Below are 25,673 nucleotides of genomic sequence, written 5' to 3'. Positions count from 1 at the left end.
GAAACGAGTATGCGTTTGAAGCCATTAGTGACCGCGCTCTGTGCTGGCGCCCTACTTGCTGCAGCTCCATTTGTGCAGGCAAAAGAACTGAAATCCATCGGCGTTACGGTGGGCGATCTGGCCAACCCGTTCTTCGTGCAGATCACCAAAGGCGCGGAGCTGGAAGCACGCAAACTGGCAGGTGATAGCGTTAAAGTAACGCTGGTTTCCAGCGGCTACGATCTGGGGCAACAGGTGTCGCAAATCGACAACTTTATTGCCGCCAAAGTCGACATGATTATCCTTAACGCAGCCGACTCCAAAGGCATCGGCCCGGCGGTTAAACGCGCGAAAGACGCCGGGATTGTGGTGGTCGCCGTTGACGTGGCGGCGGAAGGCGCAGACGCCACCATCACCTCCGATAACACCCAGGCGGGAGAAATGGCCTGTAAATATATTACCGACCGTCTGAAAGGCAAAGGCAACGTGGTCATTATCAACGGGCCACCGGTATCTGCCGTCCAGAACCGTGTGGAAGGCTGCCAGACCGAGTTTAAACGCCACCCTGACATCAAGGTGCTGTCATATAACCAAAATGCCAAAGGCAGTCGCGAAGGCGGGCTGGAGATCATGACCGCGTTGCTGGCGGCGAATCCGAAGATCGACGGCGTATTCGCCATTAACGATCCCACGGCGATCGGTGCCGATCTGGCGGCAAAGCAGGCGCAACGTAGCGAATTCTTTATTGTCGGCGTAGACGGCAGCCCGGACGGCGAAGAAGCCCTGAAGCGCGAAAACTCACTATTTGTGGCGACGCCAGCACAAGATCCGCAGGTGATGGCTGCCAAAGCGGTCGAAATCGGTTATGACATATTACAGGGGAAACCCGCCCCGAAAGAACCCGTGCTGATCCCAGTGACGATGATCGATAAAAACAACGTCGGCAGTTATAAGGGTTGGACGGTGAAATAAGTGCTGGGCCGCCTGATACCTCTCCCCACGGTAAAGACAGTATAAGAAATTGAAGAATAAGCGCCCGTCAGGGCGCTTTCCTCATAAAAATGGAACATAGTAAATACCCATTTCCTGCTCAATTTTATCACTCACGAATATAGAAAAAAACAATACCGCTATAAAAATAACCAATATACCAACCACAAAAGGAACAATAGAATACCAGGGATGAATGTTGAAGGTTTCCTCTGACACTAAACAGAGATACCCAGTACACCATAAAATAATTGAGCATGCGGATATAATTTTCCAATAATTCGAGAAGTCTGCTATGTCAGGAGCAGGTTTACGCCCTGGATATTTAGCCGCGATTATCCCGGATTGAATAGTATCTGCAGATTTACTGGCGAATAATTGGTGTCCTTGCCCGTATTTTGCAGCATCCGCAGCCAACGCTAATACGACCCAGCGCTGAACCTCAGAGCCTTTCCCGGTGACGGTTTCCAGATCATATATGCTATCAGGGAGAATGCCCGTTTTTGCATTTTCTATTGCACCAGATATTACGAATTTTGACTGTTTATCCAGCGAGTTGAACCATAACCTTTTAATTTTATCAATTACCACTTGCTGAGCGGAGAGATATGTATTCACTATTTCATCGAGATAATACGGTGTACTGTCCATCATGCGTAATAAATATAATGGTGTATCTTTACTTTCAAGGAACCTGTCATCGGTGAAAACAAATGCGTTTGCACTTTCAAAAAAATCAGAGTCATTTTCGCTGTGCAATTCAACTGTAACGATTAGATTATTTTCAAACATATTAAAACCAATCCAGTCGTTGATTAAATAATAATCAGGGCATTCATGGAGGATTTTTATTTCCCCAATTTTATCTTTGGGGACGCTCAAGCTTTCAAGCACCGTTTTGAAGCTATTACCTATAGAGTCATCTGCTCCCTTAACATATAGCCAGGTCTTAAAGGGAGAATATTGTCTAACAAGAGAGTTTTTGAGTGGCTCGATCAACTGCCTTAGTACTTTATCAACTCTGATGTCATCCATAGAATCAACTTCAATAGCAATTCTTAACGGCGTTGCGGCGCCTGTAGGTGCCTCACCCTCTAGTTTTTGCATCTTTAGCGCCAGCTCTGATACTGGAAGAATTGATGAGTAATCTAAAAGAGGTAACGCCTGTCTGGCCCAATTTTGCCATCGATTCATACCATATTTTTCAAGGAAATCCGCATAACAAAATGGATAAGCTATAAAACAGTAAGCCATCCCTACAGCGCACCAGATCACTAATACTAGTATCAACGGGGTTGATAATGTAATCGATATCAATTCACCAGTAACTTTTTCTCCCTGCTGCCAATTTAATATACTGTATGTTGTAAAAACTAAAAATATACCAAAGCTAATGACCAGCATAGTAATCAGCGGAAATTTTCCTACATCCTGATACGGATTCTTGTTTGGTCTCTTCCATTTATTCATTTGCTTGTCCCCGCTGTTGGCAGTGTGGTTTTTATTGCACAACCGCATGCAGCCCTACACCCATCCACAACAACACCTCTACCGTCCATTGTCCAGGTTGGTTCAAAATCAAGTATGGGAAAGGTCCCTTTATGCGCAATACAAACAACAGTATCCCCCATTAAAGCGACGGGAATTCCCATAAACTTGCTACCAGAAGCTTTATTCACATACCCACCGTTTTCCAGCGGGTCATTTAGTCTGATTACACCTTTCATATTATTTCCCTGCATCCATATCGCAGTACATCCGGGTCCAGCCCTTATAGCCCACCACTTCTGGTTCTTTGTCCGGCAGGTTTTGATAGTTGGCCTTATATCCCTCCGTTAAATGGGCCAGGGATGCTTTCATAAACACCACCGTTCCCCAGGCAGCACCTGGCGATTCAGGTCTCATATGGCCGTTCACATACTCGCCACTGGATTTATGCTTGCCTGGTCTGTAGAGATAATACGTGTCATCAAAGTATTGATAATCTATACCCGGACCACCCGGCTTTAAGCGCGGGTCGTCAAAAGGGTATGAGCTCAGATATAAATGTCCTTGTGCAGTGGAAATAAATGCCTGATTATTAACCACCACCACTCTTTTTATTTCTTTTCCTTCAGGTCTATCTACCATATTCCCATCAGAATTTTTCTCTTGCCCCTGAGATGGGGACATATACGTTGCGACCTGCCACGTTTGTCCATAGTCTTTAGATATTGTATATGCACCGGGTTCCCATTCAGGAATAAAGATGTATTTATCCGATGGATGGATATATATCCCAGAGAATATCCTGAAGGAAGCAAATACTCCATCATATATCTCTTTATGAATATTTTTTTTACCATCGTGATACCAAAGTGCTCCCTCACAATAATAGCCTTTTAACTCCAGATAACGATTATCGTCATAACGATAAATAACCTGTGAGGGTGTTCTTTTTGTACAGGCAGCGATAGCACATAGCGAAATAGTTCCGATTATTATTTTTAACGCACTTCCCTTATTCATAATTTATCCTTAAACGTTAAGTGTTTTAGGCATATCCCATTGCCGATTATTTCCCCGCATTCAGGTCGCAGTGCATTCGGGTCCAGCCCTTATAGCCCACCACTTCTGGTTCTTTGTCCGGCAGGTTTTGATAGTTGGCCTTATATCCCTCCGTTAAATGGGCCAGGGATGCTTTCATAAACACCACTGTTCCCCAGGCAGCACCTGGAGATTCAGGACGGGTATGACCATAATAATATTTTCCTTTAGATTTTTTCTTTCCGTCTGTATATATAGAGAGATAGTCGGTATCATTGAAGTATTGATAATCTATACCCGGACCACCCGGCTTTAAACGCGGGTCGTCAAAAGGGTATGAACTCATATACAAATGATTTTTCGAGGTGGTAATAAACGCCTGGTTATTGACCACCACCACTTTTTTTATTTCTTTTCCTTCAGGATAGTCACGCATAACCCCATCGGAGTTTCTCTCCAGCGCCCGGGAAGAAGCCATATAGTTTGCGACCTGCCATGTTTGCCCATAATCTTTAGATATTTTATATGCCCCGGGTTCCCATTCAGGCACCAGAACGTACTGTTCTGAGGGATGGATAAACTCACCCGAGAACACTCTATAGATTGGATTGCCATAAATTGATTTGTGGATTTTTCTTTTTATGTCATGGTAAACAACATATCCTTCACAATCATATCCGATCAACTCCAGGTAGCGATTATCATCAAACCGATAAATAACCTGTGAGGGTATTTTTTTTGTACAGGCAGCGATAGCGCATAGCGAAATGGCTCCAACAATTACTCTTACCGTATTTCCTGGTTTCATGATTTATCCTTAAACGTTAAGCGGTTTGGGCATATCCCATTGCAGATTGGGAGTCTCGGTATTGTATATTTCATTATGTCTGGCAGGTTGAACCGTTGTTGAATGATAATATTCGTTAACCACACCAAATTGACCCTTTGGTAAAATATCATCCGGCCTGTTCATATAATCTTTTGTGTCAGCTTTATTCAATATCCCTGTATTATAATAATCAACAGTCCTTGGCAGACCATTAAGCTTCATACGCCAGTCCCCACGGCGAAGTAGTTTTACCCAGAACTCACCATTTTCGTAATCAAATGCCCCGCATATCCCCACCGCCAGATCGAAGGCCATCGCTTTCGCGGGGGCATCTTTCGACATAACAATAGAGGAATGCTGGCTGTAACCAACCTGCTCTGATTTCATCCATTCTTTTTCCAGCTCATCCGGCGTTTTTTCATAGATTAGCTTCACGCTCTTATTGTATCCCCCTCCGAGGACAACGCCTTTGGTGTAACGCTTACCATATTTTTTGGCGAACATCGTGAGTTCTGCTGGCGTTAATTCCTGCCCCGGCTGTAAATAATCGAAACCTGCGCCGCTGAGATTTTTGAAATCTGTCTCAGTGCGCGCAATAACCGTGGCTTTTGCCGAAAATGAGATGTCCTGATCGGGTGAACCCGGCGCTATCGAATATTTATACTGACTTCCCGCGCCCTGTAACTGGTGTCTGAAGGTGACGGGGAGCTGCTCACCATTCACAACCACATCCGCAAACGTATATTGTCTGGTCGCCAGCGTATCCTGATCAAAACAATCCTTTTTTAACGCCGGCATTTCAAAAGGCACGCTCAGTGGGCTGCCGCCTATTTCCGGACCATTTTCGCAGAAAACCCGCTGGCGCAGATTGTCTATGCCGCTGGCAATGTCATGAGGGACTCCCCGCCAGCCCAAACCCTGCACGTTAAGTAATGAAACCACGCTGTCATTGGGGCAAAAATAGTTATACACTTTGCCAAAGTTATTACGGGTATAAAGTTTATTCTTGCGCCATTGAGAATTGGTTTTACTCAGACAAATTGCACCTTCTAATTCATCAATCTCGGCTTGCGTGTGATATTCCCCCTTGCCATATCTGGCGTTTGTCGCCATCAAATGACAGAAATTTTTAAACGTCTGCTGGCGGGCGCGATCCGTCTGGTGATGTCCGGGCGTCATCCCTTCAGCAGCCGTTTTTTCCAGGGCGTAGGGAGAATGGTTGAGGATCACACAATCGGCGGGATCGGCACCAGCTGCTTTGACCAGCATATTGGCGAGCATGGTAATAATCGTTCCCTGGGAGTGCGCAATAATATTAATGGGATCGAATTTTGTTGCCGGTTCTCTTCGAATCATCAGAATTAAATCGGCCAGCCGCTGCGCGGCAAAAAACTGATAAATTCGGTGCGGGTTATCATAAATAGGATGCGTAAAATCCCCGGCATTCAGATGAAATGAAGCAAATCCTGCCGCAGCGTTCGCAGGGCCGCCGGAGCCAGGGCCTAGCATATCCGGAATAGTGGTTGTCGCATTGGCAAAGGTCCCCCCGCCTTTGGCGTACACATCGTCCAGCACGTTGCCGAAATTATCATTCTGAAATTTCAACGTGGTTTGAGGAATGTGTCCTAACTTTGCCAGCGTTGCGTTGTCATCTTCCTGGTAGGCGTTATAAGGCAGTTTTGCGGCGTCTCCTGATTTAGCCCGCTCATCGCGATAACGCCGCTGATCGTCAATATACGTTGCATGGTCAACAGGTTTATATCCCCAGTAAAATGGGATCACCGGACTGCGCCCGGGCATTTTCACCTGCTGCTGCTCGCCATCGCCCATATCCATTTTGTACTGATGCCATTCATGCGGATACATATCCGTGCGGCCCATACGTTCATTCAGGCCGGCAATAATCCCCTGCTCCTGATTTTGATACGCCTCGCCCACATCGTTGACGCCATGAACAAGGATCACAATACAGGGCATAGGGTTTTTAACCGCCACTTCGCAGACGGCCATTTTTCCGCCGGTGGATTTAGGTACGCCTTGTACACCTGTCGCCACGACTCGCGGATTAAAGGGACTGTTACTCATTTGGCAAAATCTCCATTTTCATTTCATCCATTTCCGTCATATCCAGTAACGGCGTCATGCCTTCATCGTCGGTAACACCTTCAATGATTTCACCGGAGGCCTTAGTCAGTCTGAATTTTGTTTTTTTCAGAACATCGTCCGTATTTCCATAACCATGTAATTTAATACGGCGGTGAAACTGGTCTTCCTGAAAAACAGGGGATTTATCTTTAACGGATTCCGGCCCGCTCCAGTCAAGCGTGGTGCCTTTGAGCTGCACTTTCGTGGGAGAGAATATTTTTACTGAGCCATCTTCATTTATTCGAATACCGCCGCCTCCACACAGCAACTGAATATTCTTTTTGGCGCTGATGGTTACGTTGCCGTTCATACTCTGAATATGAAAATGCTGATCGGAAAGCAGGCCCATTTCCCCGCGCTGTGCCTGGACGGAAATATCATCTTTTGCGGCGATAATTTTGATCCCGATCGCTCTGCTGAAAAGCGATAACCCCTGCCCGACTGCCATGGAGAGTTTCTTAAAAACGTTAAAACTGCCGTTGTTGGCCGCGTTCAGCGACAGATCTTTGTTTGCCGACAGCGCCATGGTTTCCGGTGTGAGCAGAGCCATACCGTGATCGGCATAGGCCACCAGCCCCGAGCGGGTGAGCTGTTGAAGCGCGGCGTTAAGCTGCTGCTGTTGCTCCATTTCAACGTTTAACGCTTGCGCCGTCAGGGCGCTTTGCTGAAGAGAAGTTGCCAGCACAAGGGCTGCCTGTAGCTGTTGAACGACTGCATTCATGTCGAGCTGCTGGCCCTGGGCTTTTGGCTGCGCCTCTGTCGTCAGCAATATTCCCTTTGCAGCCCTCAAAACAGCCCGGTCATCGGTGCGCAGTTCTGCGCCTTCACCGCGCGGCTTACCACCTGCATCAACAAGATGTCCCATGTTCAGCTGCGTTTTAGCGTACTCGGTACTCAGCTTGACGTGTTCCTGCCCGCGCCGGTCTTCCATCCGCAGCTTATTGAGACCCGCAGTGCGGATGACATTGCGGGTATTATTGCGGCTGGTAACGGGGTCAGGTTTTGGCGCATGATGCAGCGCATGGGCAATGAAAGGTCTTTCCGGATCGCCACCTTCAAACGCAATGGCAACCTCCGCACCCTGAATGAGTGGAAAGTGATGACCATAAGTATCGCCGGCATAAATCCGCGCCAGACGGACGGGCATACTTTCATAGCCTTGCCTATGTTGGTCGAGGTCAAAATCAAACTTCACCCAATAGCGACCCTGCACATCGATATGAGCATATTGGTCATTGTCTATTGGTGATGAAACGATCGCGGGAAAAGTACCTGCAATACGTGGCCGGGGTAGCGGCTGCGGTCGAAAACAAACGTTCTGGCTGTAGGGAATACCGATAAGCCGGGACTGGAGCGCTGCATCGCGCCTCCCCGTCACCTGCATTGCCGTTACCACAAATCCAGAGGCGAAGGCATGTGGAATGGCGCCGTCAATTTCCAGCACCATCCCCGGCACGATCGACGGACTGGTGGTCACACCGGTTAAAATGGATTGATTATTAAGAATAATTTCGTGATGCAGTTTGGCGTAAAACCAGCTGGACTCGCCTGGCTGCGCCTCGGCAATTTGCGATCCTGGCTGATGATGGATATCCGCATAGCGATACTCTGTGCCATATGCCGTAGCCCTTTCCGCAGACACATCGGCGTCAGCGTTTAGCATCTGCGAGTTTGCCAGCCTGTAATCAAAGTTCTTCACTTTAACGCCAGCGGAGACAACGTTGTGCTTTGATACCAGCTGATCGATCGAATACTCATTTGATGTCAGCCCGGCATGGGATGAGTGCATAATCTTTTGATCAAAGAGGTATTGGCATTGTGAATCACTGAAGATAACCACCATAATGTGCGAAACAGCATGATGATTTGCGATCCTGAACCAGATCCCAACTTCTGACAGGATGCGGCTGATAAACGCTAAATCTGACTCCTCCCACTGAACAATCATTTCCCGGTTGGGATAGATACAAACAAGATTATCAAAGTCGATTTCATAATCGGCAAAAGCATGTTCTTTGAGGATCTGCGTGACCAGTTTCGGCACATTTATGTTCAGGTAAATAGCCGAACGCTTGCGTCGTGAGAGTAATGCCAGCTTATGCTCTAACCTGATTTCGTACAGTGACTCATCCGCTGATGTGCTAATAAGCGAAAATGACGTAATGACGCCTTCAATTTGCCGTTCATATAGCCACTTCTCAGAACCTTGAATATATTTATTCCAGTTATGATTAGGTGCTCTGATTTTCAGCGAGCCTTCAATGTTAAGAAGTGAGTCAGGAGGGATGTTTTTTAGTTTTGATGTAAATGTAATCTTATAACTGTATGGTTTACTTAAATTTTCATGACCTTCAATTGTTTCAACATCAAGCCACCCTAACTTACCTTCGCCCCTTACGGAGAATAAATATTTATTTATACTCTCCTCTGAAACTATACCTTCCAGATTATAGAACCCTGAAACTTTTTTCATTATCGCATCCCTTGCCAAAAGAAAGTAATACATAAGAAATAAAGTCCAGTCAGCATATCAATAATAACTAAAAAAGGTTATTTTTTATTGAAAAAATCTGGAAGTGATTTAACTATTATTAGTCAAACACGTAATATAACCCTGGAATATAAATAAACGATTAGCTGGCGAGATTTTATATTCAATGAAATTGATTTTTTAACAAAAAGATTTATAAAACGCCGCATTCGTTTTTTCACCGCGAGGCAACAATCCAGCGTTCATATCCAAATGGTTCCAGAAAACTGAGATGTGACTAAAAAAACGAACGCATTAACCCAATGATTTACAATAACATTTATGAAAATATTCTTTTCATTTATCATTTTATTGAATGAATCACACCACCCCATAAAAAAACACAATAAAATATAACGATTCCCTGTTCTGCTGTGAGGGAGAGGTAACCGGATGGTATCCCATTTGATCCATGGGAAAGCTTTTGATTTTCTCCCTCTCCCTTTGAGAGAGGGCCGCATAAAGGTCATCTTATCAGCCACAGGAGAATCAATGAAACGCTCCGCAATAAACGAGATCCTTGGCCACACGCGCCAGTTTTTTTCTCAGCACGACGTGCATCTCCCCCCTTTTGCCAGTTTCCCGCCGACCCAATGGCGCAAGCTTGATGCCGCTGCCTGGAGCGAAGTGTTCGACCTTAAGCTCGGTTGGGATGTCACCGCGTTCGGCGGCAACAATTTTGCCGCGCAAGGATTAACGCTGTTCACCCTGCGTAATGGTTCGCCGAAAGGCATGCCTTACGAGAAATGCTACGCCGAGAAAATCATGCATGTTCGCGATGCACAGGTCACGCCGATGCATTTTCACTGGCGCAAACGCGAAGACATTATCAATCGCGGCGGCGGCAATCTCATTGTAGAACTGTGGAATGCAGGGATCCGCGAGCAAACGGAAGACAGCGACGTTAGCGTGGTGATTGACGGCTGTCGGCAAACCCATGCCGCAGGCAGTCAACTGCGCCTGACGCCGGGTGAAAGCATCTGCCTGCCGCCGGGCCTGTATCACAGCTTCTGGGCGGAAGAAGGTTTTGGCGACGTGCTGGTTGGCGAGGTCTCTTCTGTTAATGACGACGACCACGACAACCATTTTCTGCAACCGATTTCCCGCTACAACGACATTGAAGAAGACGAACCGGCGCTGCTGGTGCTGTGTAACGAATATCGCCTGTTCCGCTAACCAAGGAGCACATTATGCCGTTGATCTCACTCGCTGATGGCCTTGCCCATGCCCGCGAGCACCGCTATGCCTTAGGGGCGTTTAACGTTCTGGATTCACATTTCCTGCGCGCGTTGTTTGCCGCGGCAAAGCAGGAACGTTCGCCATTTATTATCAACATTGCCGAGGTGCATTTTAAATATATCTCGCTGGATTCTCTGGTCGAAGCGGTCAAGTTCGAAGCCGCCAGACATGACATTCCCGTAGTGCTGAATCTTGACCACGGCCTGCACTTTGAGTCGGTGGTGCGAGCGTTACGCTTAGGTTTCAGCTCAGTGATGTTCGATGGCTCCACGCTGGAGTACGAAGAAAATATCCGACAGACCCGCGAAGTGGTGAAGATGTGCCACGCCGTCGGCGTGTCGGTGGAAGCTGAGTTGGGCGCAGTCGGTGGCGATGAAGGCGGTGCGCTGTACGGTCATGCCGACGAATCACTGTTTACCGACCCAATGCTGGCGCGTGATTTCGTTGACAGAACCGGGATTGACGCGCTGGCGGTCGCCATTGGCAATGCCCACGGCAAATATAAAGGCGAACCGCTGCTCGACTTCCCGCGTCTGGACGCCATTCGCCAGCAGGCGGCAATCCCGCTGGTACTGCACGGTGGCTCCGGCATCAGCGACGACGATTTCAAGCGCGCAATTGAACTCGGCATTCACAAAATCAACTTCTATACCGGCATGTCGCAGGCGGCGCTGTCGGCAGTGGAGACGCGGATGGCGAATCGTCAGCCCTTATACGACGAATTCGCCGAACTGCTGCTCGGCATTGAGGAAGCCATTACCGATACCGTTTCAGAACAGATGCGCATTTTTGGCAGCGCGGGACGGGTCTGATGGAACGCAAAGGCGTTATCGCCGCAGGCAACATGCTGGTCGATCATGTGCATCAAATTGTGCAGTGGCCGGAACGCGGCTGGTTGGCGGAAATCACCCGTAGCGAACGCGCCACGGGCGGTGCGCCGCTTAATGTGCTGCTGACGCTGGCAAAAATGCACACTGGGCTGCCGTTGCAGGCGGTGGGGTTAATCGGTCAGGACAGCGATGGCGACTACATCATGGCGATGCTGGAGCAGTATCACGTTAATCGCCAACACGTACAGCGCACGACATTCGCGTCCACGTCAATGTCGCAGGTGATGACCGATCCCAGCGGTCAGCGCACCTTTTTCCACTCGCCGGGCGCCAACAGACTGCTGGATTTACCCGCTTTTGAGCAACTGGATACCTCGATGAAAATCTTCCATCTGGGATATCTGCTGCTGCTCGACAGTCTGGACATGCCGGATGAGGAGTACGGGACGCGTAGCGCGAGGCTGCTGGCGCAAATGCGCGACAACGGCTTTGAAACGTCGCTGGATCTGGTCTCACGCAAGGGCGACCCGCGCTACCAGCCACTGGTGATGCCAGCCTTGCGCCATCTCGACTATCTGGTGATTAACGAGCTGGAAGCCGGAGAATTTAGCGGGCTGGAGATCCGCCAGCCCAACGGCGAGCAGCATATCCCGCATATCGCTACCGCCGCGCGCGAATTATTGGGTGCAGGAGTACGCCAGCGGGTGGTTATTCACTGTCCGGAAGGTGCCTGGGGTGAAGCGCCGGATCTGCCGGGCGTCTGGATCCCATCGCAGTACCTGGCGCAGGAGGAGATCGTTGGCAGCGTCGGGGCGGGTGATGCGTTTTGCGCCGGATTTTTGTATGGCTGTCATGAGCGCTGGTCGCTGACGGACAGCGTCAGGTTGGCACACGCCTGTGCGCGGGCAAGCTTGCTGTGCGCCAATGCGATAGACGGCGCGAAGACGCTGGCAGAGTTAAAAGCAGAAATGGTTGACGCCTGATGCGCTGCGCTTATCAGGCCTACGACCGCATCCGGCAAGTGCACACGATCACGCCGCCTTGTCGTGATGCTGCACGTCGGCGGCGAATACATAGCCCAGCCCGCGCAGGGTTTTGATCAACATCGGTTGGTGCGGGTTGATCTCTATTTTTCGCCGCAAGCGCATGATTAACACATCAATGGTGCGGTCAAACACCTCAACGCTGTCGCTGCGCGTCAGTTCCAGCAATTGTTCGCGGCTCAGCACCCGGCGGGCATTTTGCGCCAGCGCCAACAGGAGACTGTATTCACCCTGCGTCAGTTCAACCTTCAATTGCTGAGGATTGCGAAGCTGGCAACCCGCGGTATCAAGATGCCAGCCGTTAAAAGAAAGACCCGTGGTTTGTGGACTGCCGCTTTCAGCCGTGAGCACGCCCACGCGTCTGAGCACCGCCTTCACCCGCGCCACCAGCACCCGGGCATTGAAGGGTTTACCGATGTAATCGTCAGCGCCCATTTCCAGCCCGACCACCACATCCGACTCGCTACCAAGCCCGGTAAGCATCACCACCGGTAATCCAGGCCTCATCTTTTGCACCTGCTGCAGCACCATCAGACCGTTGATGTCGGGCAACATCATATCCAGCAATACCAGCGCGATCTCCGGCTGAGTCTCAATGCAGCGCAACGCCTCCTGCCCGGTGTGACAAGCGGTCACCGCAAAGACGTGTTCGTTCAGCACATCCTGTAAAAGCGAGCAGACTGCCACGTCATCATCCACAACCAGTATGGCTGGCTTCATTGTTTTTCCCCATTTCTGGCCAACTTAAATGAGTGTGATTGATTCTGCCCAGAGTGACAGCGATAAGGCACAAGGATATGTGGGAAACATAACCTCGGTCACACTGCCGGGGCGTCACGTATTGGAGATTCGACACGTCAAATATGACGACAGCCTGTTTTTCGTCAGGGTTTTGACCAAAAATCACCCGTAATATCAGGGAATGCCCACAATAAAAAAGTGGCATAGAAGATGCATACTGAGGGCGACAGCGCGTATGCGCGATTTGATTAACTGGAGCGAGACCGATGAAAAAAGTCGTCACGGTTTGCCCATATTGCGCATCAGGTTGCAAAATCAACCTGGTGGTCGATAACGGCAAAATCGTCCGGGCTGAAGCGGCGCAGGGGAAAACCAACCAGGGTACTCTGTGTCTGAAGGGCTACTATGGCTGGGATTTTATCAACGATACCCAGATCCTGACCCCTCGTCTGAAAACCCCAATGATCCGTCGCCAGCGTGGCGGCAAACTGGAATCTGTTTCCTGGGATGAAGCGCTTGATTACGTCGCCACTCGTCTGAGCGCCATCAAAGCGAAGTATGGCCCGGACGCTATTCAGACGACCGGTTCATCTCGCGGTACGGGTAACGAAACCAACTATGTAATGCAAAAATTCGCGCGCGCCGTTATTGGTACCAATAACGTTGACTGCTGCGCTCGCGTCTGACACGGCCCATCGGTTGCAGGTCTGCACCAATCGGTCGGTAACGGCGCAATGAGTAATGCTATCAATGAAATTGATAACACAGATTTAGTGTTCATCTTCGGGTATAACCCGGCGGATTCCCACCCGATCGTGGCGAATCACGTGATTAACGCTAAACGTAACGGGGCGAAAATCATCGTCTGCGATCCGCGCAAAATTGAAACCGCGCGTATTGCCGACATGCACATCGCGTTGAAAAACGGCTCGAACATCGCGCTGCTCAACGCCATGGGTCATGTCATCATCGAAGAAAAACTGTACGACCAGGCGTTCGTCGCCTCCCGTACGGAAGGATTCGAAGAGTACAGCAAGATTGTCGAAGGCTACACGCCGGAGTCCGTCGAAGATATCACTGGCGTTAGCGCGCAGGATATTCGTCAGGCTGCACGTATGTATGCCACGGCAAAAAGCGCGGCTATCCTGTGGGGCATGGGTGTTACCCAGTTCTATCAGGGCGTGGAAACCGTGCGTTCACTGACCAGCCTCGCAATGCTGACCGGCAACCTCGGTAAGCCAAGCGTGGGCGTTAACCCGGTTCGTGGCCAGAACAACGTTCAGGGTGCATGTGACATGGGTGCGCTGCCGGATACCTATCCGGGCTATCAGTACGTTAAGTTCCCGGAAAACCGCGAGAAATTCGCTAAAGCCTGGGGCGTGGAAAGTCTGCCTGCACATACCGGTTATCGCATCAGCGAACTGCCGCACCGTGCTGCGCATGGCGAAGTACGCGCGGCGTACATCATGGGTGAAGATCCATTACAGACCGATGCTGAACTCTCCGCAGTGCGCAAAGGCTTTGAGGATCTGGAACTGGTCATCGTGCAGGATATCTTCATGACCAAAACCGCCGCTGCCGCAGACGTTATTTTACCGTCTACGTCATGGGGTGAGCATGAAGGCGTATTCTCCGCGGCTGACCGTGGCTTCCAGCGCTTCTTTAAAGCCGTTGAGCCGAAGTGGGATCTGAAAACGGACTGGCAGATTATCAGTGAAATCGCCACCCGTATGGGCTATCCGATGCACTACAACAACACCCAGGAAATCTGGGACGAGTTGCGTCATCTGTGCCCGGATTTCTACGGTGCCACTTACGAGAAAATGGGCGAACTGGGTTATATCCAGTGGCCTTGCCGCGACACCTCAGAAGCCGATCAAGGGACGTCTTATCTCTTTAAAGAGAAGTTCGACACCCCGAACGGCCTGGCGCAGTTCTTCACCTGCGACTGGGTAGCGCCAATCGACAAACTCACCCCAGAGTACCCAATGGTACTGTCTACGGTGCGTGAAGTCGGCCACTACTCTTGCCGTTCGATGACCGGTAACTGTGCGGCGCTGGCCGCGCTGGCGGATGAACCGGGCTATGCCCAGATCAACACCGCCGACGCAGAACGCCTGGGCATCCAGGACGAAGAACTGGTGTGGGTTAACTCGCGTAAAGGTCGGGTCATTACCCGTGCGGCAGTCAGCGATCGTCCAAACAAAGGCGCGATTTACATGACCTACCAGTGGTGGATTGGCGCATGTAATGAGCTGGTAACCGAGAACTTAAGCCCGATTACCAAAACGCCAGAGTATAAGTACTGTGCCGTTAACGTTGAACGCATTGCCGATCAGCGCGCTGCCGAGCAGTATGTTATTGATGAGTACAACAAGCTGAAAGCCAGTCTGCGCGAAAGCGCGATGGGTTAGTCCGTTTACGTACCTGTTCTGCAACAGCCTCCGCCCGGAGGCTGTTTTTTTATCCATACGATCTCTTTATACTGTTCATTCCGTACCCTAAATAAAACTCAAAATGAAACAACTCATTGCATTGATGTTCTTTATGACATTCTTTGCCCATGCCAGTGATACTGAGCCAGGAAGCCAGTACTTACAGGCCGCTGAGGCAGGGGACCGTCGCGCACAGTACTTTCTTGCCGATACCTGGTTCAGTTCGGGCGATTTGAGCAAAGCCGAGTATTGGGCGCAAAAAGCCGCCGACAATGGCGATGCCGACGCCTGCGCGCTCCTGGCGCAAATCAAAATTACGAATCCGGTCAGTCTGGATTACCCCCAGGCCAAAACGCTGGCGGAAAAGGCAGCCAAAGCGGGCAGTAAAGCAGGAGAACTCACCCTGGCGCGGATTCTGGTCAACACCCAGTCAGGACACACAGATTACCCCAAAGCCATTACCTTGCTGCAAAACGCCTCTGAAGATCTGGAAAATGACTCAGCCGTCGACGCGCAAATGCTGCTCGGGCTGATTTACGCCAACGGCGTGGGGATCCCCGCAGACGATGAAAAAGCGACGTGGTATTTCAAACGCAGCTCCGCCATCTCCCGCACCGGTTATTCCGAGTACTGGGCCGGAATGATGTTCTTAAACGGCGAGCAGGGCTTTATCGTGAAGAATAAACAGAAGGCGCTACACTGGCTGAATCTGAGCTGTATGGAAGGGTTCGATACCGGCTGTGAAGAGTTTGAAAAGTTAACAAACGGGTAATGGTTTGCATTGCCGGATGGCGGCATAAACGCCTTATCCGGCCTACAGTTCACCGTCTTCCGTAGGCCGGATAAGCGCAGCGCCATCCGGCAATCTTTCATTAATTAATGATTAGCGGTCTTATCAAATTTACCCAGCATCTCGCGCTCGTAAGCCAGCGCCTTCTTGCGGTCAAATTTGTGCTCCCACTTGGCGATAACCAGCACCGCCAGCGCATTCCCCACTACATTCAGCGCGGTACGCGCCATGTCGAGGATACGGTCAACACCGGCGATAAACGCCAGACCTTCCAGCGGGATCCCGACGCTGCCAAGCGTAGCCAGCAGCACCACGAATGATACGCCCGGCACGCCCGCAATCCCTTTCGACGTAACCATTAGCGTCAGTACTAATACGATTTCCTGCCACAGCGACAGGTCGATACCGTACAGCTGCGCAATGAAAATAGCGGCAATACTCTGGTACAGCGTTGAACCATCAAGGTTGAATGAGTAGCCGGTCGGCACCACAAAGCTGGTGATTGAAGCCGGTGCGCCATAGGCTTCCATCTTCTCGATAATACGTGGCAGTACGCTCTCGGAACTGGCGGTAGAGTAAGCCAGAATCAGCTCATCTTTCAAAATGCGGATCAGGATCCAGATGCTCAGACCGCAGATACGCGCCACAATCCCCAGCACCACCAGCGCGAAGAACAGGATGGCAAAATGAACCAACAGCACCAGTTTCGCCAGCGGCCACAGGGAGGCAAAACCGAAGTTCGCGACGGTCACAGCAATCAGCGCAAAAACACCGACTGGCGCATAACGCATCACCATGTGGGTCACTTTAAACATGGTTTCTGAAATCGAGCGGAACACGGTCACCAGCGGCTCGCGGTGGGTTGCTGGTAGGGAAGACAAGCCTAAACCAAACAGCACCGAGAAGAAGATAATCGGCAACATATCGCCTTTCGCCATCGACGCGACGATATTAGTCGGCACCAGCGACACAATCGTGCCCATCAGGCCATGCGCGTGGCTCTGCACTTCTGCGGTCGTATTTTGATATTTCGAAATATCCACGGTCGCCAGTTGCGACATATCAATCCCGGAACCCGGCTGGAAAACATTCGCCAGCGTGATGCCAAGAATAATCGCTACGGTGGTGATCACTTCGAAATAGAGAATGGTTTTGGCGCCAATACGGCCCAGCTGTTTTGCATCACCCACCCCGGCAATACCAACCACCAGCGTGGAGATAACAATCGGCACGACGATCATTTTGATCAGATGGATAAAGATATCGCCCGCCGGAGACAGCAGGTTGACCACCAGCCATTCGCGGCTGTCGCTATGGTAATGCAGGTAACTCCCTAGCAGAATGCCCAGCACCATGGCGATTAGAATCTGCCATGCCAGGCTGACTTTCAAATTTTTCATAACAACGGACTTCCTCGATGGAGCGCTATTCCACATGCGGTGTGTGGGAATAGTACATACTGAAAGGGTATGAATTGTGTTGCGTTCGTTTATGGAGTTTTTTAACGCTTATTATCATTATCATCTGCATGGCATTCCGCGCAACCCTCTAAGAACAGGGCTTTTGGCTGAATTTATGCATAAAAATGCAATTTTATCGCGGTATTGATGAATAACTTTTTGTTATAAAAGAATTTTAATATGTTCAAAAATGAAGAAGTCATAGCGTGAGTTTTTTTCGCTCACCTGTTCGTTTGCCTGTTTTTTAAACAGGCAAAATGATACAAATCACAAATAAAACAAATTTATTTTTGCCGATTCTGCAACAACTTCGCCATATTAATAGAGTCAACGAGCTGTGCCCGGTTCACCCTCGGCGAGTTTAAATCCATAACTTTTTGCCAAACTGAAATAGCCTGGGCGTAGTCTGCTTGCATAAACGCATCTGAGGCTAACAACATCAGCGCGGTGACCTCTGCCGGGTCCAGCGCCAAGGCCTTATCAATCATCTCGCGAGTGGGCGGCGCCATATGTTGTCCGGCCTGGTAATACAATACCGTTGCCATCGCTGAATAGATCTCAGCATTTTCACCGCCGACACGCAGCGCCTGCTCGTAGGCCAGCAGCGCATTATGATACGCGTTTTGCCAAAGATAGTACTCCCCGAGTTGCGCCCATTTCACGCCGTCCTGTGGATTGGCTCGAATCTGCGATTGCAGCAAAAGCAACTGTTTTTCCTGAATATTTTCATCAGAGAAAGCATGTAAAGGGTCCGCCAGTCGCGTCTGCTCCTGACGAACCGCCTGCCATTTTGGCGTCAACAGGTAACCTCCAATGCAGGCCACAACCATCAGTACCACCGCAGCGGTCAACCGCTTCACGGGCATTGGGCGTAACAGCGGCTCGCACTGGCTCATTATTCACCTTCCTCCGTATGCTGACGTCTTCTCACTCGCCAGACCACTACACCTACCAGCAACAACAACAGGCACGGCAACGCCCACAGCAGCAGCGTTTGTTCATTCAGCGGCGGATTATAACGAACGAAGTCACCGTAACGCTCGGTCATCCAGGTGGTTATCTCGGCTTCACTTTTCCCTTCCGCCACCATGCTGTAAACCTGATGGCGCATACTGACCGCTACCGGCGCATTGGATTCCAGCAAATTTTGGTTTTGGCACTGTGGACAACGCAGTTGGCTGGCAATAGACAGCGCTTGTTCCTGCTGTTGCGGATTTTCAAAGCGCCAGGTATCCACAACCTGGGCATGCGTAGCGAAAGTAATGAAAAACAGGACGAGCGTTAGGAGTAATAACTTTCTGCTGGATGGTGCTGCGCTTATCCGGCCTACGGTTTGCGCACCTTGTAGGCCGGATAAGGCGTTTACGCCGCCATCCGGCAACGCTGTGATTAATTTACGCATCACGCTTCCTCCCTCGCCATCCGCTCAGCAGCGCGCCAAAGACCATTAATAGTCCCCCACCCCAAATCCAGCGCACGCCGGTCTGCACGTACAAGCGCATGGCATAACGGTCTGGTCCGGTTTTTTCACCCATTACCGCATACCAGTCATGCATCAGGTTCCAGCGGATCCCCGGCTCCATCATCTGTTGACGACGCGCGGCATAGAAGCGCCTTTCAGGTTGCAGGCTGCCAATGCGTTTCTCATTGTGCCACAGCGTGATCTGCGCTTTTTCACTGGTGTAGTTACCTTTGGCTTCCAGGTCGAGACGCTCAAAACGGAAAATGTAACCCGCCAGTTCAACCTGCTGCCCAGGGCTCAGGTTCAGGCTTATCTCCTGACGGCTACCGCTGGAAAAGACGATCCCCGCCGCAAACACCAGCACTCCGGCATGCGCCAGCAGTGCCGGAAGTTGGATGCGGAAAGACACTTTGCGGCTTCTGACCGTAGCCAGCACAATAACCAGTAGCATCAGCAGCCCAAAAGGCAGCGTAGCGCGATTAAAGTACGGTGCGCCCACAGAAAGCCGCCCCCAGCCGAACAGCCCGTAAATCATCGGGTAGAGCGTGCCAATCAGCACAATCAGCAGCACCGCACTAAAGAGCAGCAGCGCAACCAGAATCAGCATCTCGCGTGACCAACCGCCAAAACGAGCATTCTGCCGGACTTGCTGGCCCCGCCAGGCGTACAGCCCGAGCGACGCCAGACTCAACACGGTAAACAGCGCAAACAGCGGCGCGGCACGAACGTTATCCAGCGCGAAAGCATGCACCGAAACGAGAATGCCGGAACGCACAATCAGCGTCCCCAGCAGCGATAAAATCAGCGTGACGATCGCCAGCAGCAGCGACCAGTGGCGGAAGATCCCGCGCTGGCGCGTGATATACAGGCTATGTAGCAGCGCGCTGGCGGAAAGCCAGGGTAATAAGGAAGCGTTTTCTACCGGGTCCCAGAACCACCAGCCGCCCCAGCCCAGCTCGCAGTAGGCCCACCAGGAGCCGAGGATAATCCCCAGCGTCAGCGCGCACCAACCGGGCAAGGCCCAGCGCCAGCACACCCAGGCGCTCTGCGCATTAAAGTCACTACGTAGCAGCGAGGCCAGCGCCACGCCTGCCGCCACCATCAAACCACCGTAACCCAGGTACAGCAGCGGTGGATGGAGGATTAACCCAAGATGTTGCAGCATCGGGTTAAGGTCGCGTCCTTCAATGGCTGGCGGAAAGATACGCACGAACGGATCGGACCATACCACCACAAACAGCAGCAGCAGGGCCGTTATCATTGAAAGGACACTGAGCGTCAGCGGAAACAGCGCGTTGGTATTACGCCGATAGCGAAGAGCAAACAGCGCGCTCCAGGCGGAAAGAAACAGCACCCACAGCAGCAGCGATCCTTCATGACCGCCCCACACCGCCGCCAGTTTTAATCCCCACGGCAGCAGGCTGTAGCTGTGCTGGGCAACGTAGACCACCGAAAAATCGCTGGTCAAAAAGCAGAATACCAGAATGGTAAAGGCCAGTAGCAGCAGGGCAAATTGCGTCCACACGCCCACGCTTGCCAGGCGCATCACCCCTTGCCAGCGCTGCCGGACACCTACCAACACGGCAAGCGGGGTCAACACGTTGACCCCGAGGCTTAATAACAGCGCCAGAAAACCGGCTTCAGGAAGGAGAACGTCCAGATATCACCTTACGCAACGGTTAGCTGACCCGCATAGAGGATAAAAAAGCGCAGCAGCAGTACGCCGGTCAGGCTGGCGCCGCACACTGCCAGCACACCATGAAACGTCGAACTGCGGTTGGCCCAGGGTTTTAGCAGCATCGGCAGTATCAACCCAAGCCCAGCCACGCCAAGCCAGAACCACCAGGTCCAGAATCCGCCACCCAATGCCGCCGCCAGCGCACGCATTTTTCCGTCATCGCCCAGCGCCAGGCCGACGAAGAACGCCGCCAGCAGGAAGATCTCCAGCCATACCACCGGGACTTCCATGCGATGCACAAAGTGCGCTTCCGTACTGTGCGGATTGCTACGATGACGTAACGCCATGGCGATCAGTGCCACCGCCGCACCGGAGGAGATCCCGGAGAACAGAAACAGCACCGGCAGGATCGGGTTATTCAGGAACGGGTAGGATTTCAGCGCCGACAGCAGGAACCCGGTATACGCCCCGAGCAGAACCGCCAGCACCAGCATCAGCGTCTCAAGCGCGCGATGGAACGGCGTGATTAGCGTCAGTAGTTTTGACACAATCGTCAGTCGCGGCACGAACCGCTGTTGCAGGACAATTACCTCTTTTTCAAAGATTTTTGCCAGCCACAGCACTAACACCACCATGTACAACTGGAACAGCATGACCCCCATCGACATCACCGAGGTGAAGCTGTAGTGGAACATCAGTTTCCAGAAAGTCCATGGACGCGTCAGGTGGAACACCAGAATCAGCAAACCGAGGATAATTGCCCCCGGCCCTAACACCAGCGTGGTGCGCAGCAGCGTGCTGTCTGAACCGCCCGCCTCCGGATGGAAGCGACGCAGCAGAATCGCCAACGTGACCAGTCCGGCAGAGATACCTATCAGGAACAGATAGATGGCAATGGGCCAGTCCCACACCAGTGATTCAAAATGAAATGCAGAAGCGGATGTCATTGGCTCACCTCCCCAAATTTAAAGGGAACGCGGTAGACCTTCGGTTTTGTACCCAACGCCAGTTTGTAACGGTAGGTAGTTTTCTGCTGCAACAAACGGGATATATCGCTGTTGGGATCGTCCAGATTACCAAACGTCAGCGCCTTCGTCGGGCATGACTCAACGCAGGCGGGCTGTTTGCCCGCTTTCAGGTTGGTTTTCCGGCAGAAATCGCATTTATCCGCCGTTTTGCTCACCGGATGGATAAACCGTACGCGATAAGGACACGCGGCGATACAGTACTGGCAGCCAACGCAAAGGTCCGGGTTCACATCCACAATGCCGCTGGCGGCATCGCGATACGATGCCCCCGTCGGGCAGACGTCAACGCAGGGAGCGTGGTCGCAATGCTGGCACGAGTGACGGAAGAAGCGATACTTCACATCAGGAAATGTCCCTTGCGGCTCACTGCGGATAATCGTCAGACGCGATACGCCTTCCGGCACGTTGTTAACTTCCCGACAAGCATCCATGCAGGCCGTACAGCCAATGCATAAAGACTCATCATGAACCATACCGTAACGCACGCCATTGATGTTCAGCGTCTTCGCCACAACGCGCCCCGCCGTCCCGCTCACTGCCACCAGCGCGCCGACGCCGGTGATAAACTGGCGACGAGAGCAACTCATGGATGCTCCTTAAGCAACGGAACCGACGCCGGGTTAAAGTTCGGATTGTTACGTTGATCGCTGTGGCAATCGACGCAAATCTTGATCCGTCCTTTATCGCTCAGCGTCTGCATCGTGTCTTGCTTCGGATGCAGTGAGTGACAGCTGGCACACGCCACTTTGGTTACGTGGACATCGTGCGGCCAGAACGCTTTTTGCAACTGCTCAGGCAGGTGACAGGACATACAGACACTGTTCTGCTGCTCCACGTTGTACATCGGCTCATTAAAGCGCATCACATCTTTCACCCCTTCGCGGTGGTTCGGTGACGGCTGGCCGTGACAATTGGTGCAGGTGACAGGCAGTTTGTTATTCGGGTTGATGGCTTCCGCATGCTTACCATGCATGCCTTCGGTATCCGGCTTGTGACAGTCCAGACAGGCGGCATCCGGATTACGCTGTTGGGTAACCGTCCAGCGTTGATCCGACTCCTGCGGCGTTGGCGTGGCAGTGATTCCACTCAGGCTCCATAACAAGCCTGACGCCAGCACCCCAGCAGTTAATAACGAACGTAATACGCTCATATTCACTCCGTTGAGTTATCCGCCCCTTGCGGGGCGAAATGGGGTTATTGGCTTAACAGACCGTTTTTACGCGCCTGATCTTCCCACTGCGGAATCACCGTTTTGATGAAGTCCTGCTTTTCAGCATTGATTTGCTGCATGTTCAGACCAATCGCCGCCTGGGCTTTCTCTTTGGTAGAGATATCCGGTAACGGGATTTCATGCGTGATGCCTTTGGTCGCCAGCAGACGGACCAGTTTGGTACGTGCGTCAGCGGCTTTATCCATTGCGCTACCCAGCATCCGCAGACCTTCTTCCGGGGCATGCATGTGAATACCGTGTGAGGCGATAGACAGGTCCCAACGCCATTGCGCGTGACGGATATCTTCCAGAATCGGCTTCATTTCCGCTTCGGTCGCACCCGCATCCCATGCGGCTTTCGCTTCGAAGTGCGCACGAACAAGCTGGTCTTCAACTTTGATTTTCAGGTCATGAATGGCCTGTTTACGCTCGGCGACCACTTTTTGCAGGGACGCTTTGTCCTGGGTGTGGCAGTTCGCACAGGTCTGAGCGAAGTTATCGAACGGATTACCAATCTTATGGTCGGTGTAAATCTTGCCTTCCGCGTTCTGCACTTTCGGCATGTGGCAGTCGATACAGGTCACATTGTTCTTGCCGTGAATGCCTGCGCTCCAGGTTTCATACTCCGGGTGCTGCGCTTTCAGCATCGGGGTTTTAGACAGGGAGTTGGTCCAGTCAGAGAAGGCGATGGTGTCGTAGTACTTCTCCATGTTCTCGACTTTCATGCCGTCGTCCCACGGGAACTTAACGGCTTTGTTTTTACCGTCGAAGTAGTATTCCACGTGGCACTGGCCGCAGACCATGGATTGCTGGTCAAAGCGACCGGCTTTCTCAAACGGTTTGCCGATTGTTTCCATCGCGCGTTCAGCATAAGGACGCGACAGCGTCAGTTCTGGCTTGCCTTTGGCAAAGTCTGGTGACGCGGTGTTATGGCAATCGCCGCAGCCAAGATTATTAACAATTTCAGGACCGCCGCGCGCCCATTTACCGTGGAAGTAGCCATCTTCACCGTCTTTCTGGATCAGACGCGCCACATCCGGGCTTTTACAGCTCCAGCAGGCCATCGGCAATGGACCATCTTCTGCCGTTTTGGGTGCGCCGGTACGTAAGGTTTCACGAACATCGGTCACTGCATACGCGTGCCCGCGCGGTTTGTTGTAATCGCGCGAGAAGGGATATCCCGCCCACAGGATCACCAGACGAGGATCTTCTGCCAGCGCATCTTCACGGGCTGATTGCTCAGACGTGGCTTTCCAGGAGAGATATTGATCGGGATGCTGAGGGGCGAAGACTTCATTCTTCGCTTCAACGGTGACGGTTTTTGCGGGTACGGGGGTTTGTTCAGCGTGAACTGCAGAGATAAATAATAAAGGTACTAACAGGCTGAAGAAACGGCGTACGCGTGATTTTATCCTTGCCATAGGGGTCTCATCCAGATGACGCCATTATCTGCAATGGCGGTTCTTTTATTGTTTTCCATAACAGCAACCACACGAATACTGTCTGTAATGGCTCAATAGTAATGTCCGCCTGTGGCTCAATTCAGATGTCCGCGCTATGGTAAGCTTCACTGGTCCGTTTAAACTACCGGGAGGCATATCATGAGCGCAGAAAGCTCAGGAGTGTTTACTTTGAAAGAGATCAACCGGATCAAGATTATACAGGACGTCATTGAACGTCGCATCACAACGCGCCGTGCGGCCGAGCACCTCGGTATCAGCGACAGGCAATGCCGCAGACTTCTTGCCCGTTACCGTGAAGGCGGACCGCTTGGTATGGCCAGCAGACGATGTGGCATGCGTGGTAACCGCCAGTTGCCACCCGGGCTCGCAGATCAGGCTCTGGAACTGATCAAGACGCGTTATGCTGATTTCGGTCCGACTCTGGCGCGTGAAAAGCTCGAAGAACTCCACGGACTGTTTCTTGGCAAAGAAACTGTCCGGCGCATCATGGTGCGGGCTGGCTTATGGGTTCCCCGTAAACAACGTGCCGCAAGGATCCCTCAACCACGGTACCGGCGTCCGTGTACTGGTGAGCTGATACAAATAGATGGCTGTGATCACGACTGGTTTGAAGGCCGTGGCCCGGCCTGCACCGCGCTGGTCTATGTTGATGATGCAACCAGCAAACTGATGGAACTGTTGTTTGTTAAATCGGAGTCCACGTTTTCTTACTTCGAAGCCACGCGGCGCTATATCGATAAGCATGGTAAACCGCTGGCACTGTACAGCGATAAAGCCGGTGTTTTTCGTGTTAACAATAAACACGCCACAGGCGGAGACGGGCATACTCAGTTTGGGCGAGCCATGCATGAACTGAACATCCAGACTATCTGTGCAGAAACCAGTCCCGCCAAAGGGCGTGTAGAACGAGCTCACCTCACTTTACAGGATCGTCTGGTCAAAGAGCTGCGGTTACAGGGCATTTGTTCAATGGAGGCTGCAAATGACTTCGCTGAGGCCTATATGGCTGACTATAACCGCCGTTTTGGCAAAGTACCGCGACATGATTTTGACGTACACCGTGCTGTAGAACATGATGAGGACCTGGGGCTTATTTTCACTGTTCGTGAAAAACGTAAAGTCTCAAAATCGTTGACGATACAATATGATAAAATGTTGTACCTGATTGAAGACAGCGAACTGAGTCGCCGTGCAATAGGTAAATATATCGATGTGTATCACTATCCTGATGGCAGAAAAGAGCTGCGCCTGAACGGTACGCTACTTCCCTACTCTACCTACGACCGACTGTCAGA

At 51.3% G+C, this 25,673-nt stretch carries 20 protein-coding genes and 1 pseudogene; 7 read left to right on the top strand and 14 right to left on the bottom strand.

Translation table 11 applies throughout. The features are described from left to right. Positions 1-9 precede the first annotated feature (9 nt). Positions 10-951, top strand: coding sequence for an ABC transporter substrate-binding protein (locus OGV85_RS18695; protein WP_003031801.1), 942 nt, complete (start codon positions 10-12; stop codon positions 949-951). A gap of 81 nt (positions 952-1,032) precedes the next feature. Here OGV85_RS18695 and OGV85_RS18690 read toward each other — a convergent pair whose 3' ends face one another. From OGV85_RS18690 to OGV85_RS18665, 6 genes are read right to left on the bottom strand one after another with little or no spacing between them, the layout of a single operon-like run. Further along, complete coding sequence (locus OGV85_RS18690; RefSeq protein WP_048213897.1) at positions 1,033-2,439, bottom strand: KPHS_23130 family T6SS system protein; 1,407 nt, start codon at positions 2,437-2,439, stop codon at positions 1,033-1,035. Beyond that, positions 2,436-2,696 (bottom strand): PAAR domain-containing protein, encoded by a 261-nt coding sequence (locus tag OGV85_RS18685; RefSeq protein ID WP_048213898.1) that lies wholly within the window; start codon positions 2,694-2,696, stop codon positions 2,436-2,438. The genes OGV85_RS18690 and OGV85_RS18685 overlap by 4 nt, the downstream gene beginning before the upstream one ends. A 1-nt stretch (position 2,697) precedes the next feature. Beyond that, positions 2,698-3,477, bottom strand: coding sequence for a T6SS immunity protein Tli3 family protein (locus OGV85_RS18680; RefSeq protein WP_181522670.1), 780 nt, complete (start codon positions 3,475-3,477; stop codon positions 2,698-2,700). A gap of 46 nt (positions 3,478-3,523) precedes the next feature. After that, positions 3,524-4,303: a T6SS immunity protein Tli3 family protein gene (locus tag OGV85_RS18675; RefSeq protein ID WP_181522671.1), complete on the bottom strand. Its 780-nt coding sequence runs from the start codon at positions 4,301-4,303 to the stop codon at positions 3,524-3,526. 9 nt (positions 4,304-4,312) lie between these two features. Beyond that, positions 4,313-6,409, bottom strand: a complete 2,097-nt coding sequence (locus OGV85_RS18670; RefSeq protein ID WP_061547510.1) for a T6SS effector phospholipase Tle3 domain-containing protein — start codon at positions 6,407-6,409, stop codon at positions 4,313-4,315. Continuing rightward, positions 6,402-8,942, bottom strand: coding sequence for a type VI secretion system Vgr family protein (locus OGV85_RS18665; RefSeq protein WP_061547509.1), 2,541 nt, complete (start codon positions 8,940-8,942; stop codon positions 6,402-6,404). The genes OGV85_RS18670 and OGV85_RS18665 overlap by 8 nt, the downstream gene beginning before the upstream one ends. A 549-nt stretch (positions 8,943-9,491) precedes the next feature. Between OGV85_RS18665 and OGV85_RS18660 the strand changes: the two genes are divergently transcribed. Genes OGV85_RS18660 through OGV85_RS18650 form a run of 3 tightly spaced genes read left to right on the top strand, consistent with a single transcriptional unit; the run spans position 9,492 to position 12,051 of the window. After that, on the top strand, positions 9,492-10,175 hold the full coding sequence (locus OGV85_RS18660; RefSeq protein ID WP_003031789.1) for a D-lyxose/D-mannose isomerase: 684 nt from the start codon (positions 9,492-9,494) through the stop codon (positions 10,173-10,175). Between the two features lie 14 nt (positions 10,176-10,189). Beyond that, positions 10,190-11,050, top strand: a complete 861-nt coding sequence (locus tag OGV85_RS18655; protein ID WP_003031787.1) for a ketose 1,6-bisphosphate aldolase — start codon at positions 10,190-10,192, stop codon at positions 11,048-11,050. Next, positions 11,047-12,051 carry a carbohydrate kinase family protein gene (locus tag OGV85_RS18650; RefSeq protein WP_286553842.1) on the top strand — a complete coding sequence of 335 codons (1,005 nt, stop codon included), beginning with the start codon at positions 11,047-11,049 and terminating at the stop codon, positions 12,049-12,051. Before OGV85_RS18655 ends, OGV85_RS18650 begins: the two co-directional genes overlap by 4 nt. A gap of 48 nt (positions 12,052-12,099) precedes the next feature. On the opposite strand, the gene OGV85_RS18645 is transcribed toward OGV85_RS18650, so the two are convergent. Beyond that, the gene (locus tag OGV85_RS18645; protein WP_032948333.1) at positions 12,100-12,831 is read right to left on the bottom strand and encodes a response regulator; all 732 of its coding nucleotides are present in this window, start codon (positions 12,829-12,831) and stop codon (positions 12,100-12,102) included. Positions 12,832-13,118: 287 nt separating this feature from the next. On the opposite strand from OGV85_RS18645, the gene fdhF reads away from it, so the two are divergent. Together fdhF and yjcO are read left to right on the top strand one after the other, a co-directional pair. Further along, complete coding sequence (gene fdhF / locus OGV85_RS18640; RefSeq protein ID WP_080602221.1) at positions 13,119-15,266, top strand: formate dehydrogenase subunit alpha; 2,148 nt, start codon at positions 13,119-13,121, stop codon at positions 15,264-15,266. Positions 15,267-15,369: 103 nt separating this feature from the next. Then, complete coding sequence (yjcO, locus tag OGV85_RS18635; protein WP_061547507.1) at positions 15,370-16,059, top strand: Sel1 family TPR-like repeat protein YjcO; 690 nt, start codon at positions 15,370-15,372, stop codon at positions 16,057-16,059. Positions 16,060-16,163: 104 nt separating this feature from the next. On the opposite strand, the gene gltP is transcribed toward yjcO, so the two are convergent. The 7 genes and pseudogenes from gltP to nrfA form a co-directional block, all read right to left on the bottom strand. After that, the gene (gene gltP, locus OGV85_RS18630) at positions 16,164-17,477 is read right to left on the bottom strand and encodes a glutamate/aspartate:proton symporter GltP (protein ID WP_003031773.1); all 1,314 of its coding nucleotides are present in this window, start codon (positions 17,475-17,477) and stop codon (positions 16,164-16,166) included. 344 nt (positions 17,478-17,821) lie between these two features. Continuing rightward, positions 17,822-18,433: a heme lyase NrfEFG subunit NrfG gene (gene nrfG, locus OGV85_RS18625; RefSeq protein ID WP_003031771.1), complete on the bottom strand. Its 612-nt coding sequence runs from the start codon at positions 18,431-18,433 to the stop codon at positions 17,822-17,824. After that, positions 18,433-20,659 (bottom strand): annotated as a pseudogene (gene nrfF / locus OGV85_RS18620) (heme lyase NrfEFG subunit NrfF). The gene nrfG and the pseudogene nrfF overlap by 1 nt, the downstream one beginning before the upstream one ends. A gap of 8 nt (positions 20,660-20,667) precedes the next feature. After that, on the bottom strand, positions 20,668-21,624 hold the full coding sequence (gene nrfD, locus OGV85_RS18615; protein ID WP_003841070.1) for a cytochrome c nitrite reductase subunit NrfD: 957 nt from the start codon (positions 21,622-21,624) through the stop codon (positions 20,668-20,670). Then, positions 21,621-22,292, bottom strand: coding sequence for a cytochrome c nitrite reductase Fe-S protein (nrfC, locus tag OGV85_RS18610; protein WP_003031761.1), 672 nt, complete (start codon positions 22,290-22,292; stop codon positions 21,621-21,623). Before nrfC ends, nrfD begins: the two co-directional genes overlap by 4 nt. Then, complete coding sequence (nrfB, locus tag OGV85_RS18605) at positions 22,289-22,855, bottom strand: cytochrome c nitrite reductase pentaheme subunit (RefSeq protein WP_003031758.1); 567 nt, start codon at positions 22,853-22,855, stop codon at positions 22,289-22,291. The genes nrfC and nrfB overlap by 4 nt, the downstream gene beginning before the upstream one ends. 44 nt (positions 22,856-22,899) lie before the next feature. Further along, complete coding sequence (gene nrfA, locus OGV85_RS18600) at positions 22,900-24,336, bottom strand: ammonia-forming nitrite reductase cytochrome c552 subunit (RefSeq protein WP_003844735.1); 1,437 nt, start codon at positions 24,334-24,336, stop codon at positions 22,900-22,902. 180 nt (positions 24,337-24,516) lie between these two features. On the opposite strand from nrfA, the gene OGV85_RS18595 reads away from it, so the two are divergent. Then, on the top strand, positions 24,517-25,673 hold a 1,157-nt coding region (locus OGV85_RS18595; RefSeq protein WP_103787686.1), incomplete at its 3' end, for an ISNCY-like element ISKpn21 family transposase.

The sequence above is a fragment of the Citrobacter sp. Cf132 genome (genome assembly GCF_030333885.1).
Lineage (GTDB): Bacteria > Pseudomonadota > Gammaproteobacteria > Enterobacterales > Enterobacteriaceae > Citrobacter > Citrobacter freundii.
This window is presented reverse-complemented; position numbering and strand designations above follow the sequence as displayed.